Annotated in this window: 15 protein-coding genes and 1 tRNA gene; 11 read left to right on the top strand and 5 right to left on the bottom strand. The window is 40.2% G+C overall.

The features are described 5' to 3' along the window. Positions 1–215 precede the first annotated feature (215 nt). Entirely contained in the window at positions 216–1,364 is a 1,149-nt protein-coding gene (locus A923_RS0118565) for a PKD domain-containing protein (RefSeq protein ID WP_017223196.1), read from the bottom strand. A 511-nt stretch (positions 1,365–1,875) separates the two neighbouring features. Here A923_RS0118565 and glnK point away from each other — a divergent pair. From glnK to A923_RS0118540, 5 genes are all read left to right on the top strand, one after another. Further along, on the top strand, positions 1,876–2,214 hold the full coding sequence (gene glnK / locus A923_RS0118560) for a P-II family nitrogen regulator (RefSeq protein WP_017223195.1): 339 nt from the start codon (positions 1,876–1,878) through the stop codon (positions 2,212–2,214). An 11-nt stretch (positions 2,215–2,225) separates the two neighbouring features. Next, positions 2,226–3,458 (top strand): ammonium transporter, encoded by a 1,233-nt coding sequence (locus A923_RS0118555; RefSeq protein WP_017223194.1) that lies wholly within the window; start codon positions 2,226–2,228, stop codon positions 3,456–3,458. Positions 3,459–3,638: 180 nt separating this feature from the next. Further along, on the top strand, positions 3,639–4,220 hold the full coding sequence (locus tag A923_RS0118550; RefSeq protein ID WP_017223193.1) for an anthranilate synthase component II: 582 nt from the start codon (positions 3,639–3,641) through the stop codon (positions 4,218–4,220). Positions 4,221–4,369: 149 nt separating this feature from the next. Beyond that, on the top strand, positions 4,370–5,590 hold the full coding sequence (locus A923_RS0118545) for an aspartate aminotransferase family protein (RefSeq protein ID WP_017223192.1): 1,221 nt from the start codon (positions 4,370–4,372) through the stop codon (positions 5,588–5,590). A 44-nt stretch (positions 5,591–5,634) separates the two neighbouring features. Then, positions 5,635–6,498: an NAD(P)-dependent oxidoreductase gene (locus A923_RS0118540; protein WP_017223191.1), complete on the top strand. Its 864-nt coding sequence runs from the start codon at positions 5,635–5,637 to the stop codon at positions 6,496–6,498. A 99-nt stretch (positions 6,499–6,597) separates the two neighbouring features. Here the strand turns inward: A923_RS0118540 and crp are convergent, their stop codons facing one another. Beyond that, positions 6,598–7,239: a cAMP-activated global transcriptional regulator CRP gene (crp, locus tag A923_RS0118535; RefSeq protein ID WP_017223190.1), complete on the bottom strand. Its 642-nt coding sequence runs from the start codon at positions 7,237–7,239 to the stop codon at positions 6,598–6,600. 283 nt (positions 7,240–7,522) lie between these two features. Between crp and A923_RS0118530 the strand changes: the two genes are divergently transcribed. From A923_RS0118530 to A923_RS0118510, 5 genes are all read left to right on the top strand, one after another. Continuing rightward, complete coding sequence (locus A923_RS0118530) at positions 7,523–7,927, top strand: OsmC family protein (RefSeq protein ID WP_017223189.1); 405 nt, start codon at positions 7,523–7,525, stop codon at positions 7,925–7,927. Between the two features lie 241 nt (positions 7,928–8,168). After that, positions 8,169–8,753 carry a cache domain-containing protein gene (locus tag A923_RS0118525; RefSeq protein ID WP_017223188.1) on the top strand — a complete coding sequence of 195 codons (585 nt, stop codon included), beginning with the start codon at positions 8,169–8,171 and terminating at the stop codon, positions 8,751–8,753. A 167-nt stretch (positions 8,754–8,920) separates the two neighbouring features. After that, positions 8,921–9,115 carry a DUF997 family protein gene (locus A923_RS0118520; RefSeq protein WP_017223187.1) on the top strand — a complete coding sequence of 65 codons (195 nt, stop codon included), beginning with the start codon at positions 8,921–8,923 and terminating at the stop codon, positions 9,113–9,115. Then, complete coding sequence (panF, locus tag A923_RS0118515) at positions 9,108–10,544, top strand: sodium/pantothenate symporter (protein ID WP_017223186.1); 1,437 nt, start codon at positions 9,108–9,110, stop codon at positions 10,542–10,544. The genes A923_RS0118520 and panF overlap by 8 nt, the downstream gene beginning before the upstream one ends. Positions 10,545–10,788: 244 nt before the next feature. After that, on the top strand, positions 10,789–11,190 hold the full coding sequence (locus tag A923_RS0118510; protein ID WP_017223185.1) for a response regulator: 402 nt from the start codon (positions 10,789–10,791) through the stop codon (positions 11,188–11,190). A 5-nt stretch (positions 11,191–11,195) separates the two neighbouring features. Here A923_RS0118510 and A923_RS0118505 read toward each other — a convergent pair whose 3' ends face one another. Further along, positions 11,196–12,143 carry a pseudouridine synthase gene (locus tag A923_RS0118505; protein WP_017223184.1) on the bottom strand — a complete coding sequence of 316 codons (948 nt, stop codon included), beginning with the start codon at positions 12,141–12,143 and terminating at the stop codon, positions 11,196–11,198. A gap of 222 nt (positions 12,144–12,365) precedes the next feature. On the opposite strand from A923_RS0118505, the gene A923_RS0118500 reads away from it, so the two are divergent. After that, on the top strand, positions 12,366–13,280 hold the full coding sequence (locus A923_RS0118500) for a YeeE/YedE thiosulfate transporter family protein (RefSeq protein ID WP_017223183.1): 915 nt from the start codon (positions 12,366–12,368) through the stop codon (positions 13,278–13,280). A gap of 116 nt (positions 13,281–13,396) precedes the next feature. On the opposite strand, the gene A923_RS0118495 is transcribed toward A923_RS0118500, so the two are convergent. Together A923_RS0118495 and rpoD are read right to left on the bottom strand one after the other, a co-directional pair. After that, positions 13,397–13,473, bottom strand: a tRNA-Ile gene (locus A923_RS0118495). A gap of 251 nt (positions 13,474–13,724) precedes the next feature. Beyond that, entirely contained in the window at positions 13,725–15,551 is a 1,827-nt protein-coding gene (gene rpoD / locus A923_RS0118490) for an RNA polymerase sigma factor RpoD (protein WP_017223182.1), read from the bottom strand. Positions 15,552–15,701 lie beyond the last annotated feature (150 nt).

Raw genomic sequence — 15,701 nt, 5'->3', positions numbered from 1 at the left:
GGTTTTTTTATGCCTGAAATTTAGGCATACAGAAAGCAGATTGTGTAGAGTTCTAGTTCAGTTGGCTAGACTCTTTATAAAAAGATAAGCGGCCTGTCATACCGGAGGACGTGATTTGTGGTTTATGAAAAGCTGTCAACTTTATCTATGTCATAAGCTATAAAAAAGCCTGAATCATACGATTCAGGCAATAACACATCGTCGATGTCTAAAGATTATAATTCGTTTGCTTCACCACATTCATTATTACCCTGCTGTCTTACTTCATAAGTGAGGTTAGTAGGGAATATACGTGCCATCTGATCTTCATATTTTGCTATTTGGGCATCACACCATGTATTGGCACTAATGAGCGTCGTTAATGGACCACTCGCAATACTCGTAAAGCATTGCCCTTCATCTCGAGTTCTATAAACAGTATGACTTGATGTGAGGATGTCGCATGTTACGTATGCAGCATTTTCATTGACGTGGATAGTTTTAATGATTTCTTTTTCTATTCCTTCACCACTGATTGCGGTAAGTGAAATACTATAATTGTCCTCAGCGGGAAATTCTTTGGTGATTGTAATACCATTTTGACTGCTACCATCATGTGAGAAATACCAATTATAACTATCAATATTACTGCTTATGTTACTACTGTTACTTGCATCAAGGCTGACTACTAGGTTATTTGCTGTATAGGTGAAATCAGTAACTGGTTCAGTTGGCTCTGATGAAACTTCAATAAACGTCGTTGCTGAGTCTTCAGCTCCATCGACAGATTTAACTTTTAGTGATATTGAATATTGACCTGATTGATTAAAAATATGCGATCTTACCGGTGTGAAATAGCTATCCCCTTCAATGACCCATTCAAACTCACTGATATCACCTTCGCTATAAGTTGAATTTTGCGCATCAAACTCGACATTCAAACCATTTATACTCACGATATTAATGATTGCGGTTGGTTTTATTGTTGCTGTCGCTATTTGTTCAGGCGTGATTGTTATATCTTCATAATAGCTGTCTAGCTCACGGCCTGTAATATTAGATACAGTTGCTTTAATTCTATAAGTATTAGCTTCTAAAAATTGATATTGAGGGTCTTCTTCAGGGTGTAGGATTGCGATTTCTCCAACACCATCTAAAGAGACTACCCAATGCCATAATATATTGTCTTGCGTATGTTCTTGGCCATTTTCAGTATAAGTAGCATCAAAATAATACAGTGGTGAATTTACATCACTTGCCTGATGAGTGAAGGTTACATTTGATATGGTTTCTGTTGTGTCATTTTTATCGTCACCATCAAATACATCTTCAGAACCGCAAGCTGTAAGCGTTGATAATAGCGTAAGCAGTATTAATTTTTTCATCGTGTTTCTTCCATGATTTGAGATTTAAAGTAGCCGTTCCGTCTTAACTACTCATGTTGGCTGCACGTTATCATTATTATTGATTATGAAAAGTACCAATTTAATCATGGTTCGAAACGCTGTGTCATCTTTATCGTAGCGTTCTTATGTAATTATTAAGTTTATTTTAAATCGATTATTATAAAATCTAGTCCTTTAGACTGCCTCTACCTTATTAAGGAGTAATGATTAACAATTAAAATTAGCTAATGTCTTACGTTATTTTAAGAGATGAGAAGTTATTAAAATTGGGATTACGATCTCAAATCACTCAGAGATTAACATTCGTGCAACAACTGCACTGGTTTGGGGTTAATTAAAAAATCATTGCACCATACTGGTGCTCTGCTAGAGTGCCAGAGGTAAGGGTTTTGCTTAAGCTATTGATTTTGTATGGTTAAAAATGTTGGCACGGAGGTTGAATTAAGTTTAAGTATATAGATATTAAATATACTTATGCAAGGAGCTCTTTATGAAGCTAATAAGCGCAATCATTAAACCATTTAAACTCGATGATGTTCGTGAAGCAGTAGCAGATTTCGGTGTTGAAGGATTAACAGTTACTGAAGTGAAAGGCTTTGGTCGTCAAAAAGGGCATACCGAGTTATATCGTGGTGCGGAATATCAAGTTGATTTCTTGCCAAAAGTTAAATTAGAAATTGCCACACAGAGTGAAAATGTGGATCGCCTCATTGAAGCTATCAGTAGTGCTGCTTACACCGGGAAGATTGGTGACGGTAAGATTTTTGTTTACGATTTAAAACAAGTTGTGCGTATTCGTACGGGCGAAATGGACTCAGAAGCAATTTAAAGGAATAAATTATGCAAGAGCTAACAACTACAGTTACTGAGCTGCGTTTTGCACTCGATACTTTTTATTTTTTAATGTCTGGCGTGCTCGTAATGTGGATGGCTGCAGGTTTTGCAATGCTAGAAGCGGGTCTGGTTCGCTCTAAGAATACCACCGAGATTCTGACTAAGAACATCGTGTTATATTCAATCGCATGTATCATGTTCCTACTCGTCGGTTATAACATCATGTATGTTGATAATGCGGAAGGCGGTATCATCCCATCATTCGGTTCTTTAATCGGCACACAATCTGAAGGTGCTGACCATTCATTAGAGTCGGACTTCTTCTTCCAAGTAGTATTCGTTGCTACGGCAATGTCGATAGTATCTGGCGCTGTTGCTGAGCGCATGAAATTATGGGCTTTCCTCGCATTCACAGTTGTGTTGACCGGTGTTATTTATCCTATTGAAGGATATTGGACTTGGGGTGGCGGTTTCTTATCTGAAGCTGGTTTCTCTGATTTCGCTGGTTCTGGTATTGTGCATATGGCAGGCGCTTCTGCTGCATTAGCTGCGGTATTATTATTGGGTGCTCGTAAAGGTAAGTACGGTAAAAACGGTGAGATTTATCCAATCCCTGGTTCGAATATGCCATTAGCGACATTAGGTGCATTTATTTTATGGATGGGTTGGTTTGGTTTTAACGGTGGTTCACAACTATTACTTTCGGATGTTGAGAATGCAACGGCTGTTGGTCAAATCTTTGTCAATACTAACGCCGCCGCTGCTGCCGGTGCTGTTGCCGCATTACTTATTACCAAAATCATGTGGGGTAAAGCTGATTTAACAATGGTGCTTAATGGTGCATTAGCTGGCTTGGTTACTATCACCGCAGACCCGCTGAGTCCTGCTCCTGCATTCGCGACATTGTTGGGTGCTTTAGGTGGTGTATTAGTTGTATTTAGTATCGTAGCCTTAGATAAGGTGAAGATTGATGATCCAGTTGGTGCTATTTCGGTTCACGGTGTGTGCGGTTTATTTGGCTTAATGGTTGTGCCATTTAGCAATGCAGAAGCAACATTTGGTGCTCAACTATACGGTGCAGCAATTATATTCGCTTGGGTTTTCACTGCCAGTATCCTCGTCTGGGCTGTACTGAAAGCTACAATGGGTATTCGTGTTACCGAGGAAGAAGAAATTATTGGTATGGATATGGCTGACTGTGGTATCGATGCTTACCCTGAGTTTGTATCTATTAAATAAATTTATTTAATAATAAGTTATTAATCTTAAAGCTCAGCATTTGCTGAGCTTTTTCGTTTGTAGCTTAAAACGTAAATAATACTTAACGGATATAGGTCTATTACAAATACGCATTATTAGAAACCAATTTCTAGCTATGATATTATTCACTCAGCTTCCTCATTAGAATTTTAATCTTCCATGTTACTTATTATCGATAATTACGATAGTTTTACGTTTAATTTATTCCAATATTTCTCTGAACTGGGACAAGACGTTGTTGTTAAACGTAATGACGAAATTTCACTGGCGCAAATAACTGCATTATCTCCTGATTATTTAGTTATTTCTCCTGGGCCGTGTACCCCCAATGATGCAGGTATTTCATTATCTGTTATTGAACAGTTTGCAGGTTCAATCCCTATTTTAGGTGTGTGCCTGGGTCATCAGTCTATCGCGCAAGTATTTGGCGCAAATGTGATTAAAGCCAAAAAAGTGATGCATGGAAAAACATCTGAGATACAGCATAAGGGTAAGGGGGTTTTTTCTGGATTAAAGAATCCGTTAACCGTCACCCGTTATCACTCTTTAATTGTCGAAACTCTAACGCTCAATGACGAATTTGAAATCACCGCTTGGACTGAAGATAGCGATGGTGAGTTTGAGGAGATAATGGCGTTTAAGCATAAGTATCTGGCATTAGAAGGCGTGCAATTCCACCCTGAAAGTATTTTAACTGAGCAGGGTAAGGAGCTATTAAATAACTTTCTTCTAAGTTATTAATTTTATCCATTAGATATTAATTAGTTTTCTGCTGCGTTATTACATATTAGACTTGACCTGTGATTGTTTATCTATAATTATTGAATATATATGCGCTATTGAAGGTGCTAATTTATTTTGACATTGCTGTTCACTGAGAGGAAAGGACTATGACCAATAACGCAAAGGATGTTACTCGGGAAGATTTTGATAATGTAATGGTGCCGAATTATGCACCTGCAGCGATGATCCCTGTGCGAGGTCAAGGTTCACGAGTTTGGGATCAGGATGATAATGAGTACATTGATTTCGCAGCCGGTATTGCCGTGAGTTGTTTAGGCCATTGTTACCCTCCTTTAGTCGAAACCCTGCAAAAACAAAGTCAGAAATTATGGCATGTGAGTAATTTGTTGACGAATGAGCCCGCATTAAGACTTGCCGGAAAACTGACTGATTTGACGTTTGCAGATAAAATTTTCTTTGCCAATTCCGGTGCTGAAGCCAATGAAGCCGCTTTAAAGTTAGCTCGTCGTTATGCGCTTGATAAATTTGGTGAAGGAAAAGACCAAATAATTGCATTTAATAAAGGTTTTCATGGTCGGACCTTCTTTACGGTGACCGTCGGTGGTCAAGCGTCTTATTCTGATGGCTTTGGTCCTAAACCCGGCGCTATTGACCATGTTGATTTTAATGATCTTGCTGCTGTAGAAGCGTTAATGAGTGATAAGACCTGCGCGGTTATGATGGAACCTTTGCAAGGTGAAGGTGGTATTCACGCTTCTAATCAGCAATTTCTGATTGGTGTTCGTGCTTTGTGTGACAAATATAATGCGCTACTGATTTTTGATGAAGTACAAACAGGTGTTGGCCGAACGGGGACTTTCTATGCTTATCAACATACTGATATTAAACCGGACATTTTAACCTCAGCAAAAGGGCTTGGTGCCGGTTTTCCTATTGCCGCAATGCTAACGACAGACCGTATTGCTAAGAGTTTAAGTGTGGGAACGCATGGTAGTACTTATGGTGGTAATCCACTTGCTTGTAGCATTGCAGAAGTAGTTGTTGATACCGTCAGTGATGATGCTTTTTTAACACAAATTAAAGTGAAATCAGCCATATTTAAAGACGCCTTAGCGCAGATAAATGACCAATATGCTATTTTCTCTGATATCCGTGGTGAAGGGTTATTATTAGGTGCTGAATTAGCGGAACAACATCAAGGTCAGGCCATCGCGATCATGAATCAAGCAGCGCAAGCAGGGTTATTAATATTAGTCGCTGGGGCAAATGTGTTGCGCTTTACACCTGCACTTAATATACCTGAACATGACATTCATGCAGGGATGAAAAAACTGAGTTTGGCTATCGAAAAGTGGTTATCAGCTTAACCGAAAATGAATTATAAATGACACGTCATAAGGTGGACTAGAAAATGAAAATAGCATTTATTGGTTTGGGTGCAATGGGTTATCCAATGGCTGGTCATTTGCAAAACGCTGGGCATGATGTCGTGGTGTTTAACCGTACAGCGATGAAAGCAGTCACTTGGGTCGACAAATATAAGGGTGAAAGCGCTTCTACACCGCATATTGCTGCAGTTAATGCTGATTTAGTGCTTATGTGTGTAGGTAATGATGATGATGTGCGTAGCGTTGTTTATGGCGTTGATGGTGTATTGTCTGCGATGAAAGCCAATGCGGTCCTGATCGATCACACCACCACATCGGCATTATTAGCCGAAGAGTTATCTGCTGCCTGTGCTCAATCAAATATTCATTTTCTGGACGCGCCAGTGTCGGGTGGTCAAGCGGGGGCTGAGAATGCCTTGCTTACGATTATGACGGGCGGTGAAGCCGACGTATACGAGCGTGCTTTACCGGTGCTGGATATTATGGCGAAGAAAGTTACCTTAGTTGGTGCTGTAGGGGCAGGGCAAAAATGTAAAATGGTCAATCAACTTTGTATCGCGGGTTTGGTACAAGGTTTGGCTGAAGGCGTTAATTTTGCGAAGAATGCAGGATTAGATGAACATGTGGTATTGGATGTATTACGCAATGGTGCAGCGCAGTCTTGGCAATTAGAGAATCGTACATTAACCATGGCTGAAGGTAAATTTGACTTTGGTTTCGCGATTGATTGGATGCGTAAAGACCTCGCGATTTGTTTTGAAGAAGCTGAGCGTAATGGCTCTTTAGTACCGGTTGCCAAATTAGTCGATGGGTTTTATGCCGAATTACAAGATGCAGGTGAGCAGCGTAGTGATACGTCAGTATTAATTAAACGATTGCATAAATAACAGATTGACGAACTAACTAAACAATAGTTAATAAAAAAGGCGCCAGACTTGTGAATAACATGTCAGGCGCCTTTTTATTAGTTTAATAAAATGATTGAATTAGCGAGTGCCAAATACCACAATCGTTTTACCATGAGCTGAAATAAGCTCTTGTTCTTCAAGCATCTTCAAGATACGACCAACAGTTTCACGTGAGCAACCAACGATCTGACCGATTTCTTGACGAGTAATTTTAATTTGCATACCGTCTGGGTGAGTCATTGCGTCAGGCTGTTTTGCTAAGCTTAGTAATGTTTGTGCAATACGGCCGGTAACGTCTAGGAATGCTAGATCGCCCACTTTTTGGCTTGTCGTTTGTAAACGTTCAGCCATTTGTCCTGATAGACGCATTAGAATTTCAGGATTTACTTGGATTAACTGACGGAATTTCTTGTATGAAATCTCTGCTACTTCACATGGTGATTTAGCTCGGATCCATGCACTACGTACAGGTTCTTCAGTATCTTCAAATAGGCCTAATTCACCCATGAAGTCACCTTGGTTTAGGTAAGAAAGGATCATTTCTTTACCTTCTTCATCCTTGATTAGAACGGCCACAGAACCTTTAACGATAAAATATAAAGTTTCTGCTTTTTCTCCAGCATGGATCAACGTACTTTTTGAAGGGTACTTGTGAATATGGCAGTGAGATAAGAACCATTCTAAAGTAGGGTCGGATTGTGGCTTGCCGATAACAACCATGGGTATTCCTCTGTAAGTTATTATAATCGCAAATTATGTCCGTATTGCGATATTTTAATTTTATTATTATTAATGACTTGATAGCATAAGAGACAATAACACTAATAAGCAAGAACTGAGTTGATTTCTGTTCATATCAACGTGAATATATCATTTTTTGAATATTGACTTACTGTTTATTTGTGACTTTAAACTATATTTGGGATATGAGACGGTACTTTACCACTTTAGTGGTGTGTTGTATTGTTTGGTATCCTTGAATTGAATATTAACGAGGTGTTTTATGAAAGCAAATGTGAAGTGGATCCAAGAAATGCAATTAATGGGCACGTCAGAAACTGGCCACGGCATTCTCATGGACGGTGATCGCAATGGTATTGCGGCAAGTCCAATGGAAGTTGTCTTGATGGGGATGGGCGCATGCAGCTCTATCGACGTTGTGGATATTTTAAAAACGGGTCGCCAAAACATCCAAGGTTGTGAAGTTAATTTAACCAGTGAACGTGCTCCAGAGCCGCCACGTGTATTCACTAAAATCAACGCCCACTTTATTGTTTCTGGTAGTGATCTGAATGACAAAAAAGTAAAGCGTGCAGTTGAACTATCAATGGAAAAATATTGCTCTGTGGCTAAAATGCTAGAGAAGGCCGCTGAGGTGACGTCGAGCTATGAAATTGTAGCTCAATAAGCCGCTTTGACCGTTAAATATTAACGATAGGTTGTGACTGTATACTTATCGTTAATTTCCTCGCTAAATTGATCACACTATTGCAATCTAATAACGCTGAATATATAAACAATGGGTTACAAGTTGAAATGAAATTTTAATTAATGAGCAATTAATTATTATTTTGTCATTGTTTACAGTCGTTTATGTTTTTATATGTTAGCATAACGAAAGATTGTTTTGTTATCTTGTAGAGGCTGTAATGTGCCGACGTTATTCAGTTCCCAACCAAATCACCTTGTGTGTCGCATTCAGTTTTATGGTTCTAGTGTTTATTGCACTGGGTTATTTATCCATATTACGCGGAGAAATGCTGGCAGAAAGAAAGTCACGTTTAGTTAATATAATTGATAAAACTGAAGCGATTTTTAGAGACTATGAGCTATTTTATGAATCAGGTGTCTTATCACTTGAAGATGCCCAGAAACACGCCTTAAAACGCCTTTCCTTACTCGACGATAATTATATTTTTGTGTTTGATGATAACTACACACTGCTTGCTTCTTTAGGTGGTGTGGATGATGTACACGAAAATGTAAAAATGCAGCAAGACTCCAGTGGCGATTTTACTTATCAAGAAATCCATCAGCAGGCAAAAAAATTAATGGGTGGTACCTTTATTAGTTATTGTTTCCCATTATTTATTGGTGGCGAACCGGTACGTAAAATTTCTTACAGTAAACGTTTTGCTGCATGGGGTTGGACGTATGGCGCTGGTGTTTATATTGATGATATTGATTCGATTATCGGTCATACGTTAATCTCATTTGACGAATCGGTCGTATAACAAAATGTCATTTTTAATGGTTCAATAAAACATTATTTGGATGTACTGGTATTATCGCGATATAATTCAGCTTAAAACACTAAAACAGCTAGGGTATCCATCTAATTAGAGTTATTTATCTATTATGATGCGTTATATTTTACGCGATATTTATTTTAGGCTTAGCTATGCACTTAATTTCAAAAAAAACCTTGTTACTGACATTGGGTTACTTCGCTCTGTGGTGTGCAGGACCGCTGTTATTAGCAACGCAAGGTAATTGGTGGGGACTGCCTATTTGGTTTTGGTTTTCTTGCCTGTTTGCACCTTTACTGCTTATCTTCTTCCTTATTTTAATGATTAAATCTACTTATCATGACTAATCTCATCCCTATTTTTATTTACCTTATCGCTAGTTTATTAATTACACGTTGGTGGAGTGCTCGCCAATCAAAACAAGCGGGGGAATTATATCAAGACAAAGCTAAACGCTTTTTCATTGGTGGACGTTTTCTAAATGGCCCGTTGTTAGCGCTGACACTCGTTGCTACCTATACCAGTGCAAGTTCATTTATTGGTGGCCCCGGGGCTGCTTATAAAATTGGTTTAGGTTGGGTGTGGTTGGCACTGATCCAAGTCCCTGTTGCGATGTTGACGTTAGGTGTTTTAGGTCCCAAATTATTAGCCCAGCGTAAAGCAGAGCATGCCACCTTGATTGAGTGGCTGGACGCGCGATATCAAAACAGCTGGTTAACGAAATTAGCCTTGGTCAGTCTCGTGGTCGGTTTCATTGCGATGATATCGGTGCAGTTTATTGGTGGCGCACGCTTGTTTTCGGGCGTGAGTGGCATTAGTTATGAGCTCGGCTTGGGATTATTTGTTATCACTGTATTGGCTTATACGCTGACGGGAGGGTTTCGCGCTGTCGTGATCACCGATGCATTTCAAGGCATCTTGATGATAATTGGTGTCTTAGTCATTTTTATCACCTTATTATCGCAAGGTGGTTTAACCGCATTAATGACAGAAGTGAGTACACAATCGCCGACGTTATTAAGTCCACAAGGTAATAGCGGGCAACTTGGTTGGCCAATGATGTTGTCATTTTGGATGCTAATTTGTTTTGGCACCTTAGGGCTACCACATACGGTAGTGCGTTTATTGGCTGTGAAAGATACCAATGCATTAAAACGAGGTATGATCTGGGGAACGATCATTAGTTTCATTATGACCCTTATTCCGCATTTAAGTGGTGTATTAGGCCGTGCTTTATACCCTGATTTGACCGTGCCTGACGAGATAATGCCGACGTTAATTACCGGTCTTTTTGATCCGTTCTGGGCGGGGGTATTATTAGCTGCGCCGATTGCCGCAGTCATGTCATCGGTAGATTCAATGTTGCTGCAGTCGGCAGTGAGTTTGGTGCGAGATGGCGTTGTGCGTTGTTATCCATCATTAACGGCTAATTCACAGGTAAGCTTAACGCGTGTTGCTATGGTACTGGTTACCTTGATTGCGAGTTATTTTGCACTGGATCCGCCAGACATGATCGTGTGGCTTAATCTAGCAGCGTTTGGTGCGTTACAAGCGGTATTTTTATGGCCTGTACTTGCAGGGTTATATTGGCAGCAGATTGCGGGTAATGCAGCATTGGCGGCAATGGTTAGTGGCCTAGTAAGTTATTTAATGTTGTTATGGTTTAAACCGGCTATGTTTGGGATCCATCCCATTGTTCCGGCTTTGTTTATTTCGGCGCTTGGCATGCTCGTTGTGCACCGAATTGTGCGAACACCTGTCAGTCAAAAAGTATAAATAAATACGGAATGTCGGTGCTGGCCTTCTGCCTTAAAGTGGGCTGGTGACTAGTCGCTCTTCGGTTGTATGAAACTGAGTTAAAATAGATCAAAATATATAGTGCTTTATAAAAACCATAAGATGTTGATTTTAAGTGTGACTAGTTTCATATTTTCGAGGTGAATAGTTAAAGCTCACGGATATTTTAACGAACTCCAGCCTATACTGAGCTAATGTTTGGTAACAATCAAAAGGGGTTGTAATGAGATGTCTGATTGTTGAAGATAGTAAGGTGATAGTACAAATTGTTACGCAGTTAGTGCGCAAGATTTCGATTGAATGTTACGCTGATAGTGACCATGTTACTTATGCTGACAATGTCCCCCAAGCACTGAATTTATTATCAAAACAACAATTTGATTATATTTTTTTAGATCTTAATTTACGCGAAGAACTTGATGGTCTACAGGTGCTTGAATATGTCCGTAAACAACAAGTTAACATTCCAGTATTTATTGTGACGGGTGATAATAATATCAGTACGGTGAAGCAAGTGATCAAACTCCAGCCTACCGATTACCTCGTTAAACCCGTCTCTAAAATGAAAATATCACGTTGCTTAGAGAAAGCTAGAATAGCGAAAAAGTTAAATGTTGCGGTGTAAACAGATTAAATAATATCGATGCTTCGATTTATCAGCGGATTGATATCAAGTGCTTTAGTGACTATGTTGTGCTCAATACCCGTGACCGGATCGATAAATGCCAGTTGCTGCGCTAATAGCTGCAATGGCTGTTCAAAGTTATCATCACATCGGTCTAACAATGTTGGGTATAAGCGATCATTCACCAATGGCATGCCTAAACTATCCATGTGCAAGCGCAACTGATGTGTCTTGCCCGTAATGGGTGACAATCGAAACAGTCCAAATTCACCTTTCACTTCAATCAAATCAATTTCAGAGTGACTATTCGCTTCCCCGTCTACAATTTTCATAGTGAAACTCGGATCGCCTTTTACAATTCTATTTTTTACCGTCCAATGCACTGGTAACACTAGTTCACCTTGTTGCTGTTGTTGGCGTAACTCGGGTGTTAAGCGGGCAATGGCGTGATAGTGTTTGGTTATATTGCCATGTTTAAATAAGTCATGGTACAGAGAACGCTGTTCTGGCTGCTTTGATAGCAGCATAAGCCCCGCAGTAGCACGATCAAGTCGATGGGCTGTTACCAGAGTTTCTATTCCAGTTTTTATTCTTAGACGGTTAACCAAACATTCATTAACGAATTGACCACTTGGACTGACCGCTAAGAAATGAGGCTTGTAAGCAACTATGATGTTGTCATCTTCGTAAATAACGCTTTCCGCAAAAGGCACCTTCTTCTCTACTGTCACCTCGCGATAATAATACACACGTTCTCGTGGCACGAATGCACAATCCAAGGTAATTAAACGGCCGTCCCGCCAATGCACTTTGCCCTCGATGATGCGCTCCTGCCATACCGAAGCATCAATCTGTTTAAAGTGGTTGCTGAGGAAACTAAAAACGGTGGGTTTATCTGTTACGTTTTCTGGTAAGACGATGTGGGAAGCATGGGTGGCACGAACAGTAGACATAAAATTAGAAACTCGTTGAAACACAAATATGATAAGCGAGGAGTTTAGCTGAAATTATCGTTTAATTCACTCTTCTCGTCGCGCAGGAATACCATATGATCTTATCTAGTGTTGTGTTGAATACACAACATCATAACTTTACTATATTTAAAGCTAATACAAATGGCTTGAAATCAATTCTATTCTAGCTTTGTTATGTTGGTCAATGCTCAGGAGTATGCGGTGTTATTTATTATTACGCTGATTTTAATTGCCAGCCTTGGTTATTTAGCGCAAACCACCGGGTTATGTATGGTCAAAGGTGTTAATCAAGCCATTAAAGGTAAACCGATGTTTTTAGCCGCCATTCTACTCAGCGGAACATTTTCTTGGCTGCCTTTATTGATTGCTAACGTGACTTTAGGTCTGGGTACGCAAGTCTCACACCAAGCCACATGGTTTTCGGCTGTTGGTGGATTATTATTTGGTTTTGGCGCGGCAGTAAATCAGGGTTGTGGTGTATCGACCGTTAGTCGCTTGACTCGTGGAGAGACAGCCATGTTAGTGACTATACTTGGCTGGTTAACGGGTTGGGTTTTGCTTGCCTCGTTTATTGATAAAGTCGAAAGTGATGTTTATATCCTGCCGCCAAGTATGCATTTTATGGGAATGGCGTTATTGTCGATATTGTTAGTTGTCGCCTTGTTTCGTTTCAATAACGATAATAAAAAACTGTGGTTGTCGATGTTAAGTATTGGCATGATGGCGAGCATAGTATTTTTGTATGAGCCACACTGGACGCCAAGCGGGCTACTTAAAGATATTAGTTTGTTTGTGTGGTACGGGAATGAGCAACAATGGCCGTCAGCAGAGCGATTTTTATTGATACTTAGTTTAATCTTGGGAATGCTTATTGCGGCTATTTTTACTCGGGCATTTGTTTTCAAATGGATGACGATAAGACAAGCAGTGAGACATTTATTCGCAGGAATACTGATGGGTATGGGGGCTGTACTGGCCAGTGGCGGTAATGATACGCAGTTGTTGTTAGCTTTACCGGCATTTTCACCAGCAGGGCTCATTGCTGTGCTTTGTATGCTGCTTGGTATTTATGTAGGTGGTGTAGCGTCTAACATGACTGTGTTGAAAGTTAATTAGGGGAATATTAGGTCGCTAGGCGTTTATTACTTGCCTAACTATTTGACTAGATTAGTCATTCAGTTTATTACAGACATAAAAAAACACCTGATGTTGCCATCAAGTGTTCTAAAATTTGGTGGGCCCTCCCAGACTTGAACTGGGGACCTGCCGATTATGAGTCGGATGCTCTAACCAACTGAGCTAAGGGCCCTGATCTTTCAAACGTTCTTACGACGCTTTAAGATGCAGAAAGTATATAAGTATAGTTTCAGTGTGTCTAGGTCATATTCAATAACTTAGACAAGTAACCAACTAACTGTTCAATTATTCATCGAAGATACTGCGTGTTCTACTCGTGCTCACAGATAGGCACATTATTATTCATTTTATTGCAGGCATAAAAAAACACCTGATGTTGCCATCAGATGTTTTTGTAATGCAGAAGAGTATCTAACGATTCAATTACTCGTCTAAGAAGCTTCGTAGCTGTTCGCTGCGGCTAGGATGACGTAATTTACGTAATGCCTTAGCTTCAATCTGACGGATACGCTCACGCGTTACATCGAACTGTTTACCCACTTCTTCAAGTGTGTGGTCGGTATTCATATCGATACCAAAACGCATACGTAGAACTTTCGCTTCACGGGCTGTTAGGCCTGCTAGAACGTCGTCTGTTGCGCCTTTAAGGCTATCTTTTGTAGCAGCGTCAACTGGTAAAGAAAGCGTTGTATCTTCAATGAAATCGCCTAAGTGAGAATCTTCATCATCACCGATAGGAGTTTCCATTGAGATTGGCTCTTTAGCAATCTTCAATACTTTACGAATACGATCTTCTGGCATCATCATGCGCTCAGCCAATTCTTCTGGCGTAGCTTCACGGCCCATCTCTTGCAGCATTTGACGCGAAATACGATTCAGTTTATTGATTGTTTCAATCATATGCACTGGAATACGGATTGTACGTGCTTGGTCAGCAATAGAACGCGTAATTGCCTGACGGATCCACCAAGTAGCGTAAGTTGAGAATTTGTAACCACGACGGTATTCAAACTTATCTACGGCTTTCATCAGACCGATGTTACCTTCCTGGATTAAATCTAGGAATTGTAGACCACGGTTGGTATATTTTTTTGCAATCGAAATTACCAGACGTAAATTCGCTTCAACCATTTCTTTTTTCGCACGGCGGGCTTTCGCTTCACCAATACTCATACGACGGTTGATGTTTTTGATCTGAGAAATAGTCAGACCAGTAGTGTTCTCTACTAATTTCAATTTGTTGATGCAACGGCGTACGTCAAAATCGATACGTTGTAATGCTTGCGCATAAGGTGCCGCTGATTGTTGTGCTTTTTGGAACCATGCGCCATCAGTTTCGTGACCCGCAAATGCTTCTACGAAAGCTGCTTTTGGCATTTTACATTGTTCAACACACATCTTGATTACAAGACGTTCTTGCACACGTACGTGATCCATCATGTCACGCATGTTATTTACAATGCGATCAAATTGTTTTGGGATCAGACGGAAAGTACGGAATACTTCACCTAGCTTTTCAACATGTAGACGTGTTTTAGGATGTTCTAAACCGTCTTCTTTAATGCCTTTTAGTAATGCTGCATGCAGTTTACGTAACTCGGTGAACTTTTCAGCTGCTTCTTCAGGATCAGGCCCTTTATTGCCTTCTTCCTCTTCTTCGTCATCATCGCTATCAGACTCAAGCTCTTTGCTTGGTAATTCTGAGCCGATATGTGTTGCTGTTGGTGCTACATCGTCCGCATTCGGGTCGATGAAACCAGTGATGATGTCGCTTAAGCGAGCTTCTTCAGCAAGGAACTTGTCGTATTGTGCTAATAACGAGTTAATTGCTTCTGGGTATTCTGCTACGGCAGTTTGTACCGCGTAGATACCTTCTTCAATACGTTTTGCAATTTTGATCTCGCCTTCACGAGTCAACAGCTCAACAGTACCCATCTCACGCATGTACATGCGCACAGGATCGGTAGTACGACCAATTTCAGATTCTACAGAAGCAAGCGCGGCTGCTGCGGCTTCTGCGGCATCATCATCAGGTGCAGTGGTATTTTCTGCCATCAATAGGTCATCTGCATCAGGTGCTGTTTCTAGCACTTGAATACCCATGTCATTGATCATTTGAATAATATCTTCAACCTGATCTGAATCCACAATATCTTGTGGTAAATGATCATTTACTTCGGCATAGGTCAGGTAACCTTGTTCTTTACCTTTAGCTACAAGAAGTTTTAATTGTGATTGAGGGGATTCCATAGAATACTTCCACTCCGGTGACGTGGTTCAAAGATACAGACGCAAAAGCACTGCGCAAACAAAGCAGTATAGTGCTAAACGGTGCTTTTTTCTACTTATTGGTATAATTATTGTGGTCAAAATGCACGTAAACATAACGGTTATCACGTT

The sequence above is a fragment of the Moritella dasanensis ArB 0140 genome (assembly GCF_000276805.1).
Taxonomy (GTDB): domain Bacteria; phylum Pseudomonadota; class Gammaproteobacteria; order Enterobacterales; family Moritellaceae; genus Moritella; species Moritella dasanensis.
Note: the sequence above shows the minus strand (reverse complement) of the source record. Positions and strands in the feature narration are given on the sequence as shown.